General features: G+C 40.2%; 18 protein-coding genes. 8 read left to right on the top strand and 10 right to left on the bottom strand.

Going from position 1 to position 19,956, the window contains the following annotated elements:
- Window positions 1–234: 234 nt before the first annotated feature.
- The 6 genes from C9J38_RS21090 to C9J38_RS21065 all read right to left on the bottom strand — a co-directional run bounded on the left by C9J38_RS21090 (window position 235) and on the right by C9J38_RS21065 (window position 7,660).
- Entirely contained in the window at window positions 235–2,433 is a 2,199-nt protein-coding gene (locus tag C9J38_RS21090; protein WP_107208764.1) for an immunoglobulin-like domain-containing protein, read from the bottom strand.
- A 501-nt stretch (window positions 2,434–2,934) separates the two neighbouring features.
- Entirely contained in the window at window positions 2,935–3,768 is an 834-nt protein-coding gene (locus C9J38_RS21085) for a metal ABC transporter permease (protein ID WP_107208763.1), read from the bottom strand.
- Window positions 3,765–4,523, bottom strand: a complete 759-nt coding sequence (locus C9J38_RS21080) for a metal ABC transporter ATP-binding protein (protein WP_107208762.1) — start codon at window positions 4,521–4,523, stop codon at window positions 3,765–3,767. Before C9J38_RS21080 ends, C9J38_RS21085 begins: the two co-directional genes overlap by 4 nt.
- Window positions 4,524–4,533: 10 nt before the next feature.
- The gene (locus C9J38_RS21075; RefSeq protein WP_107208761.1) at window positions 4,534–5,424 is read right to left on the bottom strand and encodes a metal ABC transporter solute-binding protein, Zn/Mn family; all 891 of its coding nucleotides are present in this window, start codon (window positions 5,422–5,424) and stop codon (window positions 4,534–4,536) included.
- A 374-nt stretch (window positions 5,425–5,798) separates the two neighbouring features.
- Window positions 5,799–6,818 carry an AraC family transcriptional regulator ligand-binding domain-containing protein gene (locus C9J38_RS21070; protein ID WP_107208760.1) on the bottom strand — a complete coding sequence of 340 codons (1,020 nt, stop codon included), beginning with the start codon at window positions 6,816–6,818 and terminating at the stop codon, window positions 5,799–5,801.
- The gene (locus tag C9J38_RS21065; protein WP_107208759.1) at window positions 6,815–7,660 is read right to left on the bottom strand and encodes a diguanylate cyclase domain-containing protein; all 846 of its coding nucleotides are present in this window, start codon (window positions 7,658–7,660) and stop codon (window positions 6,815–6,817) included. The genes C9J38_RS21070 and C9J38_RS21065 overlap by 4 nt, the downstream gene beginning before the upstream one ends.
- A 21-nt stretch (window positions 7,661–7,681) precedes the next feature.
- Between C9J38_RS21065 and C9J38_RS21060 the strand changes: the two genes are divergently transcribed.
- The 3 genes from C9J38_RS21060 (at window position 7,682) to C9J38_RS21045 (ending at window position 10,368) form a co-directional block, all read left to right on the top strand.
- Entirely contained in the window at window positions 7,682–8,041 is a 360-nt protein-coding gene (locus C9J38_RS21060) for a phytase (protein ID WP_369919108.1), read from the top strand.
- 1,118 nt (window positions 8,042–9,159) lie between these two features.
- Entirely contained in the window at window positions 9,160–9,426 is a 267-nt protein-coding gene (locus C9J38_RS21050) for a hypothetical protein (RefSeq protein WP_233218543.1), read from the top strand.
- Between the two features lie 288 nt (window positions 9,427–9,714).
- Window positions 9,715–10,368 (top strand): toxin-antitoxin system YwqK family antitoxin, encoded by a 654-nt coding sequence (locus C9J38_RS21045; RefSeq protein ID WP_107208757.1) that lies wholly within the window; start codon window positions 9,715–9,717, stop codon window positions 10,366–10,368.
- A gap of 117 nt (window positions 10,369–10,485) precedes the next feature.
- Here C9J38_RS21045 and C9J38_RS21040 read toward each other — a convergent pair whose 3' ends face one another.
- Genes C9J38_RS21040 through C9J38_RS21030 form a run of 3 tightly spaced genes read right to left on the bottom strand, consistent with a single transcriptional unit; the run spans window position 10,486 to window position 14,404 of the window.
- On the bottom strand, window positions 10,486–11,331 hold the full coding sequence (locus C9J38_RS21040) for a DmsC/YnfH family molybdoenzyme membrane anchor subunit (RefSeq protein WP_107208756.1): 846 nt from the start codon (window positions 11,329–11,331) through the stop codon (window positions 10,486–10,488).
- Window position 11,332: 1 nt separating this feature from the next.
- Complete coding sequence (locus C9J38_RS21035; protein ID WP_107208755.1) at window positions 11,333–11,950, bottom strand: DMSO/selenate family reductase complex B subunit; 618 nt, start codon at window positions 11,948–11,950, stop codon at window positions 11,333–11,335.
- Between the two features lie 9 nt (window positions 11,951–11,959).
- Window positions 11,960–14,404, bottom strand: coding sequence for a DmsA/YnfE/YnfF family dimethyl sulfoxide reductase (locus C9J38_RS21030; protein ID WP_107208754.1), 2,445 nt, complete (start codon window positions 14,402–14,404; stop codon window positions 11,960–11,962).
- A 311-nt stretch (window positions 14,405–14,715) separates the two neighbouring features.
- On the opposite strand from C9J38_RS21030, the gene C9J38_RS21025 reads away from it, so the two are divergent.
- On the top strand, window positions 14,716–15,300 hold the full coding sequence (locus C9J38_RS21025) for a molecular chaperone TorD family protein (protein WP_107208753.1): 585 nt from the start codon (window positions 14,716–14,718) through the stop codon (window positions 15,298–15,300).
- Window positions 15,300–15,824 carry a 4Fe-4S dicluster domain-containing protein gene (locus tag C9J38_RS21020; RefSeq protein ID WP_107208752.1) on the top strand — a complete coding sequence of 175 codons (525 nt, stop codon included), beginning with the start codon at window positions 15,300–15,302 and terminating at the stop codon, window positions 15,822–15,824. Before C9J38_RS21025 ends, C9J38_RS21020 begins: the two co-directional genes overlap by 1 nt.
- A 208-nt stretch (window positions 15,825–16,032) precedes the next feature.
- Here C9J38_RS21020 and C9J38_RS21015 read toward each other — a convergent pair whose 3' ends face one another.
- Window positions 16,033–16,533: a fasciclin domain-containing protein gene (locus C9J38_RS21015; protein ID WP_107208751.1), complete on the bottom strand. Its 501-nt coding sequence runs from the start codon at window positions 16,531–16,533 to the stop codon at window positions 16,033–16,035.
- Between the two features lie 441 nt (window positions 16,534–16,974).
- Between C9J38_RS21015 and C9J38_RS21010 the strand changes: the two genes are divergently transcribed.
- From C9J38_RS21010 to C9J38_RS21000, 3 genes are all read left to right on the top strand, one after another.
- A complete protein-coding gene (locus tag C9J38_RS21010; protein ID WP_107208750.1) occupies window positions 16,975–17,754 on the top strand; it encodes a 3-hydroxybutyrate dehydrogenase in 780 nt (259 codons plus the stop codon).
- Window positions 17,755–17,851: 97 nt separating this feature from the next.
- Window positions 17,852–18,976, top strand: a complete 1,125-nt coding sequence (locus C9J38_RS21005) for a patatin-like phospholipase family protein (protein WP_107208749.1) — start codon at window positions 17,852–17,854, stop codon at window positions 18,974–18,976.
- Between the two features lie 19 nt (window positions 18,977–18,995).
- Window positions 18,996–19,739 carry an acetoacetate decarboxylase gene (locus C9J38_RS21000; protein ID WP_107208748.1) on the top strand — a complete coding sequence of 248 codons (744 nt, stop codon included), beginning with the start codon at window positions 18,996–18,998 and terminating at the stop codon, window positions 19,737–19,739.
- The last annotated feature ends 217 nt before the right edge of the window (window positions 19,740–19,956 follow it).

Genomic DNA, 19,956 nt, shown 5'->3' with positions numbered 1-19,956 from the left:
TCGCTGCTTTGTAAGTTGCTGGGTGCCAATCGGTGCCTTAGTGGAGGCTTGAGCCGTATGCAGTGAAAGTTGCACGTACGGTTCTTAGAGGGACGGCACTTGGTAACAAGTGTCGTCTACTCGACAATAATGAGTTAAGTCAGCGAGTACGCATAAACATTGTTAAATGCACTCTCTAAAACAAAAAGCCAGCACTTAACATGCTGGCTTTTTGTTATTTAGCTATTGGTAAGCTTATAGCTTATCCCATGCGTCAGCCCAGTATAGGCTTGAACCCGGTGCGTATGAAGCGTTTGCACACCAGCCCGTGTAAGGCCATGGTTTACATTGGTATACGTTACCGTCTGTACCTAATACTTGGTCGCCCGCTTGGTACGCTTTACCCGCTTCATAAGCAGGAACGTCGGTCACTGGTGGCTCAACCGTACCTTGATCTTCTAATACAAACTGGTGACGAGATTCTACTTGCTCACCTTTTGATTGGGCAATCATGCGTAGTGAGTGTTTACCTTCCACTACGTTATTAAGTACCAGTTTAATCGCGCTGTTAGCGGCAAAATCAGCCGTGAAGTGACCGCCGTTAACTGGGTAACCCATTGCGTCAATCACATCAATCTGTACAGAACTTGCTTTATTCGCGGTGTAATTCAGGTTCAGTGTCGCTGTGCCGTTTGTGATCTTGTAGCTGCTGTTTACGCCCGATAGAGATGCGGTGAAATCTGCTTCTGGTTGTGGTGGTACAACGCCGCCACAGTCGCTATCGCCTGCTTCACGCCAAACACCCCACTCACCCGTTGTGCCTGGTTCTTCACCTTTCGTATACCAACCCGCTAACCAATCTTTACCGTTATGGCTTACTACATCATCTTCAACGTAAACAACATCTGATTTCCACGGATTAGTACACACGATAGAGCCATCGTTAACTATCACGGTACGCTTTACAGTTACCGTCTGGTTTGCGCTGTCTGTGATTGAGTAAACAAGTTCGTATTGACCCGCAACCGCAGTGTTTACAGTGCCAGATACTGTGATGTTTGCTGTTAGATCGCCATCTTCTGCATCCGATGCTGATACGCCAGCCATGACATCGAAGTTTTCACCGATTTTCACAACTGCATTTGCCACACCAGCGAAGGTTGGTAATGCGCTAAATACGGTTACTTTACGTGGTGATACGGTTTCATTGTTGTCTGAATCTGATACTGAGTAAGTTAGTACATACTCGCCTACACGTTGTGTATCTACCGAGCCAGATACGTTAATTGCTGATGTTAGGGTGCCGTCTTCTTTGTCTGTTGCTGTTACGCCAGCCATTGCATCAAAGTTTGTGCGGTGCTGAACGCGAGCATCCGTTAAACCCATGATCACAGGTTTACCCGGTTGAACAACCGGTGGCACTTGGCTGTGAATGAACGGGCCGTAAGTGTTAATAAAGCTGCTGTTGTACGCTTGACCTGCTTTATTCGTGCCGATATCCCAGTTGATAGACCATGTCATTACACCACGTAGTGGCTGAGATTGTGCTTCAAGGCGTTTGAATGCATCAAACAAATCTTGTGGGTCTTGTACGTAACCTGTTGCTGCGGCATCGATGTTGGTTGGAATACCAAATACAAGTTTATCGTGTGGGATCTTAGTGAAACCACGAGTACCGTTGATCAATGAATCAGCCATGTAGTAGATGAACTCTTCTTTTAGCGCATCATTATTTTGGGCAATCCAACCAATGCCTTCAATGTAAACGCCGTCACCACCTTGGTTGTAAAACTGTGGGTTGATCCAGTCGTAGTAACCTTCAAGACCTGTGATGTAAGGAATGTATTTGCCCGATTCTGTTAGGTACGGGAATTCTGGCGCCATGGTGATAAGGAAGTTTTTACCTTGTGCACGGTAGTGATCTTTAACCATACGCAGTGCCGCTGGAATAACGGTTTGGTTATCCGCCGCATCAATCGCTGCTTGCTCAAGGTCGATATCTAGACCATCGAAACCGTATAAATCTGTTAGACGAATGATTTCATCAGCGAATGCTTGCTCATCGCCAGTTTTCATTTCAACGTGCGCATCAGCGCCACCTAGTGCGATAAGTACAGAGCGACCTTGATCGTTAAGCGCTTTAATTTGGTCGATGAATTGCTGCTCGGTTAAACCCGTTTCCGCATCTAAATGAAACGTAGGAATACGGCCTTCAGCCACGTCGTAAACTTTCATGAAAGAAACATCAACCACGTTATACATTGGGTTAATGTCTTTTAGTGACATCGCAGGTGCATTACCCATTTTATAACCTTGGCCGTCAGCCCAGTTATGCCAGTAACCCACAACAACCCCGCCTTCAGGGTTAACCATTTTGTCACCCGCGTGAGCGGTAAAGCTAATTGCGCAAGACAGTGCCACTGCACTCAATGCAAATAGAGATGTTTTTTTCATGTTATTACTCTTAAAACGACATTGGATAGGCATGTATCTTTAATAAAAGTGCCTAAGATGCGAGGAGCATAACGGAGCTTGTGAGAATCCACAGTGGTGAGATGTAACAGAACATTATTACGGCACGCAGGATCGGTCTTTGATTGGTTCAAATTTGTGACATAGCTATCGTTATTTTTTTGGCGACACCAATATAGAACAGCGTTCAAAATTTAGACCTGCTTTCAGAAAAATATTTTTTTTGATTACCAACGATACTTTTTTGACGCGAAGAAGCTCAAATCAGCAGATAACTAATAACCTAAAGAAATTAAAAACAATAACTTAATGCTCACTGCGAATATTTACTCGTTACACTTTGTAACATTTACTGTGCAATTACACAGAAATCTACCAATCATAAATGTAAAAAGCGTGGGTGACATGGGAAAAACAGGAAGAGGATAACGAGGGTATAGAAGTAGGTAGCAAGTAGAAGGGGCGCTTCTACTTGCTGTACCATTACGCGGCTTGAACAGCGCCTTTTTTGAAGAATTTCAGGATTTCTTTAAGCCCCAGTTGCAACGCTAAACAAATAGACGCGGTAACAACAATGGTGGCCCCTGACGGTAGATTCATCTGGTAAGAGAAAATCAACCCCGTTAACGTAAAGCCAAGGCACCATAAAATACTGTGGCACATCATGGATAACATCGATTTTGTATATTGCGCCGCCATGTACGCTGGCATGGTTAGCAGCGCCATCACCAATACAATACCCACCACTTTCACTAAGATAACGCTGGCAATTGCCACCAGCACTAATAATGATAAGTACATGCGTTTTACTTTAACGCCTTTACTCTGCGCAAAATCAGCATCAAAAGACATTAAGACTAGCGAACGATAGTTATAAATCGTGTAAGCACCAATGATGAGTACACTGCCCCCCATCAGATATAACGTCGAGACTGGAACAGTGAGAATACTACCAAACAGGTAACTGCTTAAATCTGCCCCATATCCCGGCGTTAACGCCATTAAGATGATGCCGATTGCCATGCCTAGCGACCAAATCAGACCGATAAAAATATCTAACTGCTCTAGTTTACGCTGACTTAGCACCCCTAATAACAAGGCATTAATCGAAGTAAATACCAAGGTTGTTGGCATTACCGCAGTGCCTGCATAGAAAGCTAACCCCACACCGCCGTATGCTGTGTGAACAATACCACCAGAGAGAAATACTAATCGATTGGTCACGACTAATACGCCAATAATGCCGGCAACAATGCTAACCAGCACTGCTGCAATTAATGCATGTTGAATAAAGTTATATTGTAAGAGCTCGATCATACTAAAGCAGGACTTGTTTTGTGATTGGTTGTAGTTGGCTGAACAAGATCTTGAAGAAAATGGCTGTTCACGCCGTATAAGTGTTGCAACATATCAGACGTTAATGCCTTACTCTGCTGCACTTTCATGGTTTGGTTTAGCCCTAAAATCACATCAATCTGATACTCTAAAATCCCCATATCATGGCTTACCACTAATACTGCAACATCTTTGGGCAGCGCTGATATCAAGGCAAAAAATTGTGCCGTCATGCTTGGATCGACATTACTGGTTGGCTCATCAAGGATTAATAACTTAGGTTGGGCAATCAACGCCCTAGCCACTAATACACGTTGACGCTGCCCGCCGGAAAGATCTTTAAACAGCGTATTTTCTATATGCTCGATATGCATTTGTTGTAAAGCTTGGGTTAATAAGGCTGGCAGCGATGCCTTATCTTTTAGCTGCTCTGCATTGGCCCCCATTAATACTACGTCTTTTACTGTGACGGGTAATATTGGATTCAATTTATATTGTTGAGGAACATACCCAATAAGCGCTGGATGGCGACCGGGACGGTCACCAAACAGTGCGAGATTGCCCTGATAACCCGATAATATGCCCAGTAGTAGTTTGACTAATGTCGTTTTACCACCGCCATTGGGTCCAAGTAATGCACAACGTTGACCTTCGTAAAGCTCGAAGTTTATGTCAATTAATGCTTGATGGTTCTTATAAGCAAAACTGACATTCTGTACATCCACAATCTTTTTCATTTTTTCGCTCTTAATGATTCACGTTAGATTCAAACGCGTTCGCAACCGTTAGCAAGTTATTACCCCAATCTTCTGCAAGTGGGTTAATTGCCACCACTTTGCCGCCAATTGCATTCGCAATAACTTTTGCTTGTTCTTTTGAAAACTGCGGCTCAATAAAGATAACTTTAATGTGCTGTTTCTTTGCTGTATCAATCAGTGATTTTAGACGTTGCGCACTGGCTTCTTTACCTTCATTTTGAATAGGCAGTTGACGTAAGCCGTAATCTGTCGCGAAGTAACCCCACGCTGGGTGATACGTCATAAATTGATTATGTGCTGCAGGGATCTTCGCCATAATCGTAATTAAAGCATCATCAATTTGATTGATCTTTTTAGAGAATTTCAGATAATTTTCGCGATATTCTTGCTGGTGCTGAGGATCAATGTTAATTAATGCATCACGAATGTTCATGGCTTGAATACGCACAAGGGCTGGTGATAACCAAATATGTGGGTCTTTAATGCCTGATGCCTCAGGAATACGCTCACCATCGTCGTTATAATCCATTGGCATACGCTCAATACCTTGCTGGGTATCAACAATCGTTAGATCTTTTGCTGAGCTTTTAAATTTGTTTAACCAGCTTTTTTCAAATGGCACACCGATAGAAAAGTAAAGTTTACTCTTGTTAAGTAACACAACTTGGTTTGGTGTTGGCTCGTAATCATCTGGCTCAGCGCCTGCTGGTACCATTACATTGACATTAACATTATTCCCGCCAATTTCTTTCACAAAATACTTTTGTGGGGCAATACTTACCGTTACATCAATTGGCGCTTCTGCAGCCATTGCTTTTGATACTGATAACAAGACGCACAGCGTTGTCATCAATACTATAAATGAAGACTTCTTTTTCATTGATCTATTCCTAATCACGACATGAATAATCCTGAGGTAAACACTCAGAATTGTTATGTTATAACATTTCTTTGTTTTTAATAGTTCGAATATTTATAAAAGAAGCAATATTAGTTAATTAATAACGATTAACTACCATTAAATATAATAGCATTAAATAACAACCAACCTTCCCCTCTTTTATTTTTTAATTAAATATCATAAAGATATTTAATTAAAAACGTTAACTCTCATTGTTTAACGTTATTATTCTTATTATCAGTGAAATCTTAATTATCGATATTGCTGGTTATTAATAAGTGCTAATTTTACGTGGTCGTGAAATTAGTACACCTTACTCTATATTACTAGACATTATAGAATAATTGACGTGATTAATTTGTTTTCCAACGGCGAATTGCACGGCGATAATTACTGACATCAAAAAATTGCATCTCTTGCGCAATTTGGTGATCATCCCATTGTTTTATCTGTTGTAAATATAAAGCATGCTGCTGGTTAACCTCGCCCAATAATGAACGGTAAGTATGATGATGTGCTTTTAATCGACGTTTTAGCGTGGCAGGGCTCATTAACATCATTTCAGATAACGCATTTAACGACGGGACTTGAACAAGGTTTTGGCGAAACACATTTCGAATATGGCTCAATAAACCACAACTTGGAATGGGTGTTATCTTTCGTGCCACTTTATACAAGGTTGAAGAGCTATCTTTCAAAGTGACATCCAGATACTGCTTGGGTAAATGCAAGGCAATCATCGGCTGATTGAAATTGACCTTCTCCCAATACATCTGATAATGCTCTTGCCATGGTGGGCATAACCAATCCACCATAACAGACCAAGGTAATTGGGTATCAGCTCGCCAATTAACTAACGATATAACCGAAGTAAAGACATACTCTGTTAACCAACGAAAATAAGCAATACGATCTCGGGAACTCAATGAAGCCTCAATCCCATAAGGATCTTCGACGAAAACATAAACGCCCGAATCATCAAATTGTGTGGTGAGTTTAGATAAAGGGAAGTAGCTCTCAGAGTAAAGCGCTATATTATTCATCAAGGTGTTGACGGTCGGGGCATGGATCAATATATGGCTAGTCGTCGGAAATACACTCGGGATCAATTGCTGCCCAAACAGAAAGCTCAATTCTGGAAACTGCTCTAACTTCGCTACATTTCTAATTAAACGAGAGAATTGTACGGGACTTACCTGTAAATCTTGCGTAATTAAATCATCATAAAAAATCCCTGTATGCCGTAATACGTAGTGCATATTTACACCACGGCTACTGAGTAAATCCAGTAATAACGCAATGTGTTGCCTTGCAGGAATGGTTTTATCGTGGCATTCCAACCATGGTGCCGTCACTGCGAAATGCCCTTTCATGCGCTACCTTTATAAACGTGGGGCTCGCGTGAAAGGTTTATCGCTTCATCTATCTGTTTGTATAATGACGGTAATGAGTAAGTGGACGGTTTGACTTCAACAATACCTATTTGCCATTGCATATCTATGCGAATACTAGAATCTAAATAAAATTGGTAAGTGCTGAGTAACTGTTCAACATAGCGAGCATATATTACTGCATCTTTCTTGCTTAACCCGTCCAGTAACATAAGGTAGTGATGCCCCGCAACTTGGCACACTAAATCTTTATGGCGAGATGCAATTAACAACAATTCAGAGATCGAGACTCTGAGTCTTTCTGCTTCTTGAGGTGAAAGTTGAGGTAAAAGTTGGTAACTGTTTTGTAAGTTAATCGCAATCAAATAACAATCATTTTGTTTGCTCGACTCTGCGTATTGCGCTGTCAGTGCACGGTGTAAATAACTCAACTCTGGGAGGCGATAATTTTCAGAATGGAGCGGCGTTCGCGCATTTAACTGTTGGCGTTGCATCACATAATTTTTTACTACTGCAAGCTCTTTACGCCACAAACAAAAGGCATAAGTCACAATGGCCAGCCCAAGGATCATGTACTCCATGGTATTTCCAATCATGGTGTAGTTTTTTAAACGAATAAACTCATCAATAACATCTTGGGTTAACGCTAAAAAAATACAGGTAAACCCCATCGCAAAATAGTTGGTAATTTTCCCCGGTGCACGGGTGGACAGGATCACCACCAGCCACACCAATACCATGATTGCCGATGAGCCTTCCCCTACAACATCTAACCAATTAACTTGCTGATGGCTCTTAATCGTGCCGTTCGTAATATTAAACACAATCAGACTCAGTAACGCTATATTGAAATAGATGGCAAACAAATTGTTGCCGACGCAGAAGGGCTAACAATTTACAACGACGGTACGGTGAATGAACTGATTGTATCAAGCCAAGGTAACCACACTTATGCTGTTTACGATCTGGATAATAACTACCGCTATAAAGGCAGCTTTGCGCTCACCGCCGATGATGATAATGGCTTAGATGGTGCCAGTGAAACCGATGGTATTCATGCTGTTTCTGCCACGATTAGTGATCGTTTCCCGCAAGGATTATTCCTTGTTCAAGATGGCTATAACGTTGATGCCTCGTATGACGATCAAAATCAAAACTTCAAAATGGCAGACTGGCGTGACATCGCCAACGCATTGAAACAATAATGAATATAAAAAGGGCTTTGAATTCATCTTCAAAGCCCTTTAAGTATTGTTATTTACTACTAGTCCTATCAAATTATTTCACCATGTTGTTGCTTTTGTACATTGGTGAGAAAACAGGTACGTATAATTTGATAATTTTATTCATGATTGTAGACATGGTTAATTCCTCTGAAAATCAAGTATTAATAAAGTTAAAACAGCATACAAAGTCAGGTTTTATAAGCTTCAACCTTGCTGCTATGTGAGGAATTATAATCAGGCAGACTTAATTTAAAAACGAGAAAAACACCAAGTAAACATTAGATTAACTAATGCGAATAAGTTTTCATTCTGGCGTTATTTTTATTTAAAAAAGAGTCACAAGATTCACACTTAACCTATTGAAAACTTAGTTCACAAGCAAAAAAGCGCTGCTCACTGTCATTATAAGAGCGAGCATAAGTGCGAAAATTTCAGGCAGCATATATTTATACTCACCCCACTCGATAGTTGGCACACCAGGTTTTGCTCATGGGCAACATTGCTAGAAATTAAACGTCCAATAACTAATGCGATATATGAGTCTTCAATATAAACGTCTTTTTATTTATTATTGAATTAGCTTTTATTTTACAATTATTATTTTGTAAAAACATCGCAACCTTATATTTTCCATATCAATAAAGCCACAAATAAAAAATATAAAACCATTTATTTAAATAATTATAAAAATGACAATTATTAAACATATATTTAATTTTTAAGTTTAATTAAAAATAAGATTAAATTTAGTTTTATTTTTTGTGACAAAGCTCAAATTTGTTACGAGAGTATAATATGGTTTTATTAAGAAAAATCGCATGAATGCGATTTAAAATACGTAAATTTACGTTTTATACTTTAAAAAACACCACGAAAAACCAAGAAGTAGCAATAAAACGCTATGAAACCAATAAAAATACGGCTATATATTGTTCACTTATTATTAGCCGAATGAAACATATACTCGCTAAAACAAAATAATGAGTTATTTTTGTCTTATCTGTTGTCAGATATATCTATTAGTAGATCCAGATCGCTTTCATCATTTCTTTATATATTTATCACCAGTCCATAATATATAATGAGTTAAAATAATAATGAGTTTTAAAGTCTGTAAAGGTTTAGCAATGGAAATTCGTGAATTTAAGATAACAGGTATAATTCAGCAGGGAGCAAACCATCGAGAAATTGATTCGGTCATTAGCTCAACATCAAGCATCGAAGCTTTCAATACTTTCATTAATGAGAACCCAACGATCAGAGATGGATTCAGACTTGAATGCCATAACAATAGTGATCAGTCTGATACCGCGATATATAGCAATGCCAGTAACATGACCAAACTGACAATTTGTTTGGGCTAACATAGCCGGTACTGAGATAAAACGACCGCCTATATCATAAAAACTGTATCGTCATGGATAGCCTCTCATAACGTTACGGTTTTTATTCATCAACACGTTAAATACTTCCCTCTTCTTATTGTGGTCGTTCTCGGAATATTAACAACAGCATTAGCGTACCGCACCAACCTCAACGCTTTTTTATTTAGATCAAGCATTTCTTTCTTCTCTCTCACTTATTTACCGCTCAAGATTAAATGCTATGCATATACTCACGTTATAACTCAAAGTTCAACGTGGAGTAGCACCATGAAAATAACAACGCTGATCGCCTTATTCATGCTACTTTTCTCGCCGTTATCATCCGCTGCTATTCACAAAACATACTACCCCACAGGTGAACTAAGAAGTCTAGATAACTATGTGAACGGTAAGCTCGAAGGGCTACGAAAAGGCTTTTACAAAAATGGCGTGTTAAGAACTGAGGGCTATTTTAAAAATGGCAAACCCGAAGGCATGGTAAAGAGCTATTACGACAATGGAGCACTTCAGCTTGTTGGCTATTTTCGTAACGGCTACCCACATGGCCCCAGCAAAATTTATTATAAAAGTGGCGCACTCAAATACGAAGAAAACTATCTTAATGGGCAAACGCATGGGCTGTTAAAAGCTTACTACCAACATGGTGGGATCAAACTTGAAGAGAACTATGTTAATGGCAAACCTCGGGGAAGTTTAAAAGGCTACTATGATGACGGTACGCTAGAGTTTGAAGAAAATTACCGTAGAGGTAAGCTCAATGGCGTAGCAAAAAGCTACTTTAGAAATGGGCAATTAAAGGTTGAAGAATATTATGTTGATGGCAAAAAAAATGGGGTGGTAAAAATATACAACAAGCAAGGTGAGCAAATTGGTCGATTACGTTATAAGAACGATGAATTAATTGACAGCAATAAGCCATAGCTCATAGCTCATAGCTGCGTGATACTCTTTTCCTATCATCCAAAATAAAAAATGGATAGGAACTCACGCCCCTATCCATTTTATTTTTCATCAATATTTCGCTTATATGGCAGCGTATTACATACCAGCGCTTAAGTGCATGCCATAGAAGAAGCCACGACCGATTAGCTCTGCTACCACAATCATGGTAAATGCCATAGCCATCGGTAGTACTGTTACATTTTTACGCTGAACCACAGGTAATAACCACAGCACCATTGCAGCGACGATTAAGACAATACGGGCTATCTGCAAGCTTGTGTGCTGTGGCACTACCGCTAATGCCGTCGTCACACTGGTTTCAATACTCGCTAGGTGCGATGAAAGCAACATCACAACCATCACTACCGCGAACATCCCCACCAACCCCATAACAGGTAGCAGCTTGTTCGCTACTGTGCTGTCATGTTTTGCCACTGATAACAGGAGTTGTGCCAATGCTGTACCACTGATCAGCATAGTGATCACAAATGCTGCTGGCGTTAACGGTGTGTACCACGTAGGCACAGTATCAATCATGTATACCATGGTCATCGCATACATAAAGGCAACGCCCACCAACATCGCACCGATCATTAGGGCTTTGCGGATTGCTACACTGCCAACGTTTAATACCGACAATAACCAGAACATGCCACCTAAAGCGAAGAACGCACTCCCCGTTGCAATTTCATTTGATAACCAAGAGCTACCCAGCATATTCAACGCATTCATTGCGCGCAGTGGGCTACCAAGGTGCATAATCGATGCAAGGAAACCCAATCCCATTATCGCCCATAAACCGAACATCGCTTTATGAAGACGCTTTTCTGCAGCGAGTGACAGTTGCTTTGTTAACATCATGGTAGCTAACACTAAAAATGCACCTACCGATGTTTGTGCCAATACCGTAAAGACGATAAGCGGCCATTCATGCCATGCCATATTACACTTCCTTCGGGTTAGCCAAGTGACCTGTGGTGTCTCCACAAGGACGCGCATGGCGGTTCGGTTTAATGATGATGTTTGGTTGCGTTAATGATGCTTTTGGTAGCGGTGCCACTTCTGCATGACTGCCGTATTTGGCACGTAGCTCTGCAATAGGGCCAAACTCCAACGCACGTAGCGGACAAGAATCAACACAAATAGGCTGTAGCCCTTGACCAACTCGTTCATAACAACCATCACACTTGGTCATGTGACCTTTTTCAGCATTGTATTGTGGTGCGCCGTAAGGACATGCCATGCCACAGTACTGACAACCGATACATTTTTCAGTATCGACAACCACAAAGCCGTCTTCTTTACGCTTGTGCATCGCGCCGCTTGGACAAACTTTGGTACAAGCAGGTTTAGTACAGTGATTACACGCCATCGATACATAGTAAGAAAACACGTCTTGACGCCAAGTCCCGTTATCTTCTACCCAGTTACCACCCGCATATTCGTATACACGACGGAAGTTAACCCCAACATCTAAATCTTTGTTGTCTTTACAAGCAAGCTGACACGTTTTACAACCGGTGCACTTACTTGAATCAATATAAAAGCCGTATTGTTTCATGCTTTAACCTTATGCCTTTTTCACCAGTTGAACTTCCACTAAGTTAGTGTGCTGTGGGTTACCTTTCGCCAGCGGACTCGGACGCTGAGAGGTTAATACGTTGATACAGCCACCTTTATCGACTTTACGTTTATCAGGGGCATACCAAGCACCTTCACCCAGAGCAACCACACCCGGCAGAATACGTGGGGTGACTTTGGCTGGAATTTGAGTTTCACCGCGATCGTTGAAAATACGGATCAAATCGCCGTTTTCGATACCACGTTGCTGGGCATCAATCGGGTTAATCCACATTTCTTGACGTGCCGCTTCTTTGATCACATCGACATTGCCATAGGTTGAGTGACAACGGGCTTTGTAGTGGAAACCAGTTAACTGCAGTGGGAATTGCTCACGCTGTTTTGAATCCCAACCATCAAACGTTGACACATAGATAGGCAGTGGATGGATCACTTCGTCTTCTTGAAGTTCCCATGTTGCCGCTAGGTGTGCTAAACGCTCAGAGTAGATCTCAATCTTGCCCGATGGTGTGGTTAACGGGTTTTTCTCTGGATCTTCACGGAAGTCTTTGTAAGCAACAAAGTGGCCGTTTGGATCGCGACGCTTGTAGATACCTAGCTTACGCATAGTTTCAAAATCAGGCAGTGATGGATCTTGCTCACGAGTTAACGCATACAAGTGACGTAGCCACCCTTCTTGATCACGACCTTCAGTAAACTGCTCACCCACGCCCATGCGTTTTGAAATTTCAGAACACATTTCGTAAATACCTTTGGCTTCAAACTGCGGTTCAATCGCTTTATCGGCAAAAATGAAATACGGCATGTTGGCTGCTTTAGTATCCATACAGAAATCAGATTGCTCTGAGGTTGTAAGATCAGGCAGGACGATATCGGCATATTTTGCCGATGACGTCATGTGGTTATCAATCACCACAATCAGCTCACAGGCTTTGTCATCTTGTAAGATCTCGTGGGTTTTGTTGATATCAGAATGCTGATTGATCAAACAGTTACCCGCGTAGTTCCAAATCATTTTAATTGGTGATTTGAGCTGTTTAACGCCACGGACACCATCACGTAGATCGGTCATTTCAGTGCCGCGCACAATCGCATCTGTCCATAGGAACATAGGGATCGACGCTTCAATCGGGTTCGTTAAGGTTGGGAAACGGACAAACGGAATATTGTAGTCAGATTCACGCGCCCCTGTACCACCACCGTTAATACCCACGTTACCTGTAAGCAGTGCTAACATTGCGATCGCACGACAGGCAATTTCACCGTTCGCAGTACGCTGTAAGCCCCAGCCTTGTAATACCGCACAAGGTTTGGTTGAGCCAATTTCACGGGCAGTTTTAATAATGGTATCAACCGGAATGCCGGTAATTTTTGCTGCCCACTCAGGGGTTTTCACAATACCGTCTTCGCCTTCACCTAAGATGTAAGACTTGTAGTCACTCTTCGCGGGCGCTGATGCTGGTAAAGTTTTCTCATCGTAACCGACACAGTATTTATCCAAGAATGGCTGATCGACCAAATCTTCTTTGATCATCACATACGCCATTGCCGCAACAAATGCTGCGTCTGTACCAGGACGAATTGGGATCCACTCATCTTCACGACCACCCGCAGTGTCGGTATAACGAGGATCAACCATGATCATGCGCGCTTTTGAACGCTCTTTTGATTCCATTAAGTGATGGATCAAACCGCCGCCTGACATACGGGTTTCAGCTGGGTTATTACCAAACTGTACAATTAACTTGGTGTTTTCAAGATCAGAGAACGAATTACCCGCCCCCCAGCCACCATAGGTGTAGTTAAGGCCTTCTTTGATTTGTGCTGTTGAGTAGTCGCCGTAATGATTTAAGTAACCACCACATAGGTTCATCATACGTGCCACAAGCGAGCCTGCTGGCGGCCATGATTTAGTAACGGTGCCGCCAAGCGTACCTGTACCATAGTTCAGATAGATCGCTTCGTTACCGTGATCTTTGATGATTCGCTTCATATTGTTAGCGATTTCATCATACGCCTCATCCCATGAAATACGTTTGAATTTACCTTCACCACGATTTCCGACACGTTTCATTGGGTACTTCAAACGATCAGGGTTGTAAACACGGCGACGCATTGAACGGCCACGTAAACACGCACGCACTTGGTGATTACCGTATTCATCATCACCTGTGTTATCGGTTTCAACCCATTTGATTTCACCATCAACCACATGCATACGTAATGGACAACGGCTACCACAGTTAACGGTGCACGCACTCCAGACGATTTTTTCATTCACCGCTTGCTCTGTCGCGGCAGCAACAGGGCTTGATTTAAATGGCAGGGTCATGGCGCTGGCAGTCGCAGCCAATCCACCGACAGCACTCGACGTTTTCATAAAATCACGTCTTGATAGGCCACCGGAAATCATTGCTTTCAGTGTGTTTTTCATAGGACAACTACTCATAAAAAATGCGAAAAGACTCTCGCGGTCTTTTTCTGGGCGTTCTTTTACACTGAAATTACAGAGAGAATTATTGCGCTAAATCAACAAATCGTATTTGCAATATGAAATTCCATAATTGTTAAATCACAACTGAGAAGTTAGTCACAAATTTATACAACATGAAATTTTCACCAATATTTAACAAACATTTAATAACATAATTAAATGCAATTGCTTGTTTTGTTTTTTTGACCAAGCGCAATTTTTTCCGCTTATGAACTCGGTATGCTCCGCCAAAAATTTATCAAGTATTCTCTATGCATTACGAAGCTACACTTTTTCGCCTTCTTGGTGGTCTTTTGTTCTACTCACCAACATCAAACAATGGCACAGCCATCTTGCAAGCCTTCACAGATCAAGATGATGATTTATTAAAAAATATTGCAGAGCTTGCCCGTGTTGTTAACACGGAAAATCTCGAAGCTGATCACTTTCAATTACTGCAAGGCAGTGGTGATATGCCATGTCCACCATGGGGATCGGCGTATTTAGATAAAGAAAATGCCTTATTTGGCTCATCAACATTGGCATACCGTGAGTTTACTCGCCAACAAGGTTTAGCCTGCGATACGGGTATGCGCGAACCTGAAGATCACATCGGTTTAATGCTAATGCTGGTGTCGTTATTACTTGAGCAAGATAATCAAGCAGCAGCAAATCAGTTGCTCAGTGAGCACTTAATGCCTTTTGCGCCTTTCATGCTTGAAAGCATGCAGCAACATGCTGAAACCGCTTTTTACCAACAATTGGCCGCTTATACACAGGCATGGTTAAGCATCTATTGTGAAGAGAAACAGTTACAAATCGCATCACACCGTAACTACTGGCAAGAGAGCGAATAATGAAAACCGATAGCACCGAATCGATGCCTAACGAACATGAAATAAACCACAGTCGCCGTGGTTTATTTCGTGCGCTGTCGCGCGGTGTATCGCAATCTGCCGATACCCTAAAAGCTGACAGTATTAATACAGGAAGGCCACTCGGTGCTGTCGAAGAAAGCCTATTTTCTCGTTTATGTAATAACTGCGAAAAGTGTGTCGCGGCTTGCCCACAGAATATCTTGGCAATGGGAACAAGTGGGCCTGTAATGGATCTGAGTTTTAACCATTGCACCTTTTGCCAAGCCTGTATTCATGCTTGTGATACTCAAGCACTGAATACCCTTAACACCACAGATACAGGCTGGCGTCCAACTTTTAGTAAAAGCTGTAACGCTAAGATTTTTGATAATTGCCAAGAGTGTGTTGATGATTGCCCCAAACAAGCACTCAGCCTTATCGCTAACAGCACGCCAATCTTAAATGATGATTGTAATGGCTGCGGTGAGTGTCTATCGAGCTGTTATATCGGGGCGGTGTCTTAATTATATTCTGCGCTCGAATGTTCCTTTTACTCTAAGTAACATTCGTTCTAAAAAGATAATAATGTAAGTTCATTTATTGCAAGAAAAACACTTTATTTATCAAATAACAAAATGGATAGCAGCATTAGCTCCTATCCATTTTTATATTAAGGCTAAACACATTTATCAAGGGGGAATCAATAAAGTGATATTATTTAAAATATGTTATCTAGTTACTTGATGGTATTAATACGCTATCAATTACGTGAATTACACCATTACTGGCTTTCACATCGGTGTTAATAACCTTTGCATCATTAATCATTACGTTGCCGTTATCGACAGTAATATTAACTTTCTGACCTTCAAGTGTTGTCGCATCATTTAATTTAACCACATCATCTGCCATAACTTTTCCAGATATAACGTGGTAAGTGAGGATATCAATCAACTTTTGTTTATTCTCAGGTTTTAACAATGTTTCAACAGTACCGGCAGGAAGTTTACTGAATGCTTCATCTGTTGGCGCTAATACGGTAAATGGCCCCGTTCCCTTGAGTGTATCAACCAGACCTGCGGCTTTTACGGCAGTAACAAGCGTGTTGAATGATCCATTTCCAACGGCAATATCAACAATATCCTCTTTCTCTCCATGATGCCCAGCTTGAGCATTAACACTGACTAAACTTCCTACTAGAATTGATGCTGAAATAAGTACTGTTTTTAACATGGTTAACCCTCTAACGACTAAGAAATTAAATGGTTCAATCTCATTTACGTATTCATTTTTTAGAAGGATAAACAACGGGTGAGATAAATTTTACTTCGTAACGAATCTATCACAAGAAACTAGCAATAATTAAATGAATAAACGGTAGTCCATATTTTATATTCTTAAATCAACCCCTTTAAAATAATAACCACTTCATCAACCACTGTTATTTATTATAAAAACTTTTCTTTATATTGAAATTTAGGCATCACTTAATACTGACGCATTAATACTTAATCGATGTTGAACAAATTAAAAACAAAATAAAAACAAAATAATTATTACACTTTTAATTAATTGAAAGTTTACATTACTTTTTTGATCGCTTTTTAATTCTGTTTCTTATGTATATTAAATATAACACCGCTTAAAAATTACACAATATAAAAGGGGTTATATATGAAATTAGAAAATAAAGTCGCTATTATTACAGGTGCAGCAAGTGGAATTGGTCGCGCTATTGCTTTTGAATATGCTAAAGAAGGCGCTAAAGTTATTGTTGCTGATCTCAATATTGATGCTGCTGAAAAAACGGTCGCTGAAATCAAAAATAACGGTTCAGAAGCGCTCGCTATTTCAATGAACGTGACTAATGAAGAACAAGTCAATAATGATATTCAAACGGTTATTGATAACTTTGGTCGAATCGATATTTTAGTTGCTAATGCGGGATATCAACATATCGCGTCTGTTGAAGAATTAACTTATCAACAATGGAAAGATTTACTCTCAGTACACTTAGATGGTGCCTTCTTAACAACCAAAGCGTGTTTAAAACACATGTACAAACAAAAATCAGGCTCAATTATTTATATGGGCTCAGTTCATAGTAAAGAAGCCTCCAAATTAAAAGCCCCTTACGTTACAGCCAAGCATGGTTTGATTGGCTTATGTGAAGTTGTTGCCAAAGAAGGCGCTGAATATAACGTGAGAGCAAATGTTATTTGCCCTGGTTACGTTAAAACCCCCTTAGTCGAAAAACAAATTCCAGAGCAAGCAAAAGAATTAGGCATCACTGAAGATGAAGTAATTAAAAATGTGATGTTAAAAGATACGGTTGATGGCCAATTTTCAACAATGAAAGACATCGCGCAAGCCGCTGTTGTTTTTGCTAGCTGGGAAACTAATGCCTTAACAGGGCAGTCTCTTGTCGTTAGCCATGGCTGGTTTATGCAATAACACTATTCACTGTTTAATCCCCCTCTGACTTTGAATTTTAATTTGACGGTTCAAAGTCAGTAACACGTATTTAGCCATTTTCTATAAGGCATTACCCATGCAGAAAAAAACCAATAAAAAGATTGTTTATGTCTTCCAAGGTGGCGGAGCGTTAGGCTCTTACCAATTAGGGGCATTTCAAGCGTTAAATGAAAAAGGTTTTGACCCAGATTCTATTATCGGTATTTCTATTGGCGCGATTAATGCCGCCATTATTGCGGGTAATAAACCAGAAAATAGATTGAAAAACCTTCAGATATTTTGGGAAAGAGTGACCTCTTCTATTTCTTTTTCAAATCTCTTTTTTAACGTCGATAATAAAATGAAAAACTGGGCAGATGCGCAACAAGCAATATGGCAAGGTCAACCCGGATTTTTTAAACCTAAATTATGGCCCAGCGAATTTGAAACGTATAAAACATCAGAGTTAAGTTACTATGACACCTCACCGTTAAAAGAAACACTCAATGAACTGATCGATTTTGATTATTTAAATCAAAAGCAAATTAGATTAAGTCTCTGTGCGGTCGATCTTGAAAGTGGTGATTTTAAAACATTCGATAGTTTTCATGAAACCATCACAGCTGAACATATTATGGCAAGTGGTGCGATGCCACCGGGTTTTCCACCTGTTGAAATTGATGGAAAATATTATATCGATGGTGGGTTATATTCAAATACACCCATTATGTCGATATTAGAAAGAATATTAAATAACCCTAATGGTCGTCGAAATAAGCTGTGCTTCATGGTCGACTTGTTTTCAGCCAAAGGTGAATTACCAACTAACATGAATGCATTAGCTGAAAGAGTGAAAGATATTCAATTTTCTTCAAGAACTCGAAGAGCATCTTATCTTTATTCAACCTCTAAAAATCTGTGTTCTGCCATTACTTACTTAACGCAATTTTTATCGGAAGAAGATAAGAAAGATCCAAAAGTTCAAGAAATATTAAAATTAAGTCATACCAATAGCCTCGAGATTGTTCATTTAATTTATAAGTCTCAACAGGCTGAACTTGAAAGTAAAGACTATAACTTCAGCAAAGAAAATTATTATCGCCATCGAGATAATGGTTACAAAGACACTCTCGCACTTTATCAAAAAGATCATAAACAATGGTTAATCGATGAAAATGACAACGATATCCATATTTATACACTAGATGAAGATCTTCTTTAAAAACAGATAGAGATAAATTATGAAAATAGAACAAATAAAAAATAATGCTTTTTCTATGCCGATCACAACCCCTTCGGCACCTCTCATCGATTATAAATTTAAAAATAGAGAGTATCTGATCATCTCTTATGAAACTGACATCGAATTATTAAAAGAAGTGGTACCAGAGCCCTTAAAAGTGATCAGTAATGTGGTGCATTTTGAATTTATGAAAATGCCAGATTCAGCTGGGTTCGGAAGCTTTAAAGAATCAGGTCAAGTGATTGAAGTTGAGTACAATGGTAGGAAAGGACTTTATAGTCACCTGATGTTTGTTGATGATGTCGCCTCTATTGTAGCCGGCAGAGAAATTTGGGGCTTTCCTAAAAAATACGGTTTTCCCTCACTCGATGTCGATGTTGACACCCTCACTGGGCGATTAAAATACAATCAAACCGACGTCGCTATTGGCACAATGGGCTATAAATATTACGAAGGTGATACTGCTGCAACAAAATCAGCACTCGAAACCACACCTAATTATATTTTAAAGGTAATCCCCAGTGTGACAGGAAAAGGCACTGACGTTTGCCAATTAATTGAATATTACATGGCAGATGTAAACGTTAAAGGCGTGTGGACAGGCCCAGCAGCGCTTCAGTTATTCGAACATGCCTTAGCGCCAGTTGCTCAACTACCTATCAAAAAAGTCGTTGGGGGTAAGCATCAAATCGTCGACTTTACGCTTTCATACGGTAACGTTTTGTTCGATTATCTTAAATAGTTTTATTCTATATTCATTACTATAAATACATTTATCCCTAAGAAAATCATCAGATAATACTATCGTTATCCTCATAAATAAGAACAGGCATTGTAGTGGTACATTAAATTTGGCCACCTACTCAGAGGTGATATCATCACCTCTTAACATGGATAGGTGACATCATGACAAAACGAACAAGACGATTATTTAGTGCTGAATTTAAATTAGAGGCAGC

The sequence above is a fragment of the Photobacterium sp. GB-210 genome, from assembly GCF_003026075.1.
Taxonomy (GTDB): domain Bacteria; phylum Pseudomonadota; class Gammaproteobacteria; order Enterobacterales; family Vibrionaceae; genus Photobacterium.
The sequence above is the reverse complement of the archived record's forward strand: the minus strand, read 5'-3'. Positions and strand labels throughout refer to the sequence as shown.

Excerpts from the sequence above, each read along its gene's own strand:
- C9J38_RS21090 (WP_107208764.1), bottom strand. The coding sequence starts at position 2,433 with ATGAAAAAAACATCTCTATTTGCATTGAGTGCAGTGGCACTGTCTTGC.
- C9J38_RS21085 (WP_107208763.1), bottom strand. The coding sequence starts at position 3,768 with ATGATCGAGCTCTTACAATATAACTTTATTCAACATGCATTAATTGCA.
- C9J38_RS21080 (WP_107208762.1), bottom strand. The coding sequence starts at position 4,523 with ATGAAAAAGATTGTGGATGTACAGAATGTCAGTTTTGCTTATAAGAAC.
- C9J38_RS21075 (WP_107208761.1), bottom strand. The coding sequence starts at position 5,424 with ATGAAAAAGAAGTCTTCATTTATAGTATTGATGACAACGCTGTGCGTC.
- C9J38_RS21070 (WP_107208760.1), bottom strand. The coding sequence starts at position 6,818 with ATGAAAGGGCATTTCGCAGTGACGGCACCATGGTTGGAATGCCACGAT.
- C9J38_RS21050 (WP_233218543.1), top strand. The coding sequence starts at position 9,160 with ATGAGTTTTAAAGTCTGTAAAGGTTTAGCAATGGAAATTCGTGAATTT.
- C9J38_RS21045 (WP_107208757.1), top strand. The coding sequence starts at position 9,715 with ATGAAAATAACAACGCTGATCGCCTTATTCATGCTACTTTTCTCGCCG.
- C9J38_RS21040 (WP_107208756.1), bottom strand. The coding sequence starts at position 11,331 with ATGGCATGGCATGAATGGCCGCTTATCGTCTTTACGGTATTGGCACAA.
- C9J38_RS21035 (WP_107208755.1), bottom strand. The coding sequence starts at position 11,950 with ATGAAACAATACGGCTTTTATATTGATTCAAGTAAGTGCACCGGTTGT.
- C9J38_RS21030 (WP_107208754.1), bottom strand. The coding sequence starts at position 14,404 with ATGAAAAACACACTGAAAGCAATGATTTCCGGTGGCCTATCAAGACGT.
- C9J38_RS21025 (WP_107208753.1), top strand. The coding sequence starts at position 14,716 with ATGCATTACGAAGCTACACTTTTTCGCCTTCTTGGTGGTCTTTTGTTC.
- C9J38_RS21020 (WP_107208752.1), top strand. The coding sequence starts at position 15,300 with ATGAAAACCGATAGCACCGAATCGATGCCTAACGAACATGAAATAAAC.
- C9J38_RS21015 (WP_107208751.1), bottom strand. The coding sequence starts at position 16,533 with ATGTTAAAAACAGTACTTATTTCAGCATCAATTCTAGTAGGAAGTTTA.
- C9J38_RS21010 (WP_107208750.1), top strand. The coding sequence starts at position 16,975 with ATGAAATTAGAAAATAAAGTCGCTATTATTACAGGTGCAGCAAGTGGA.
- C9J38_RS21005 (WP_107208749.1), top strand. The coding sequence starts at position 17,852 with ATGCAGAAAAAAACCAATAAAAAGATTGTTTATGTCTTCCAAGGTGGC.
- C9J38_RS21000 (WP_107208748.1), top strand. The coding sequence starts at position 18,996 with ATGAAAATAGAACAAATAAAAAATAATGCTTTTTCTATGCCGATCACA.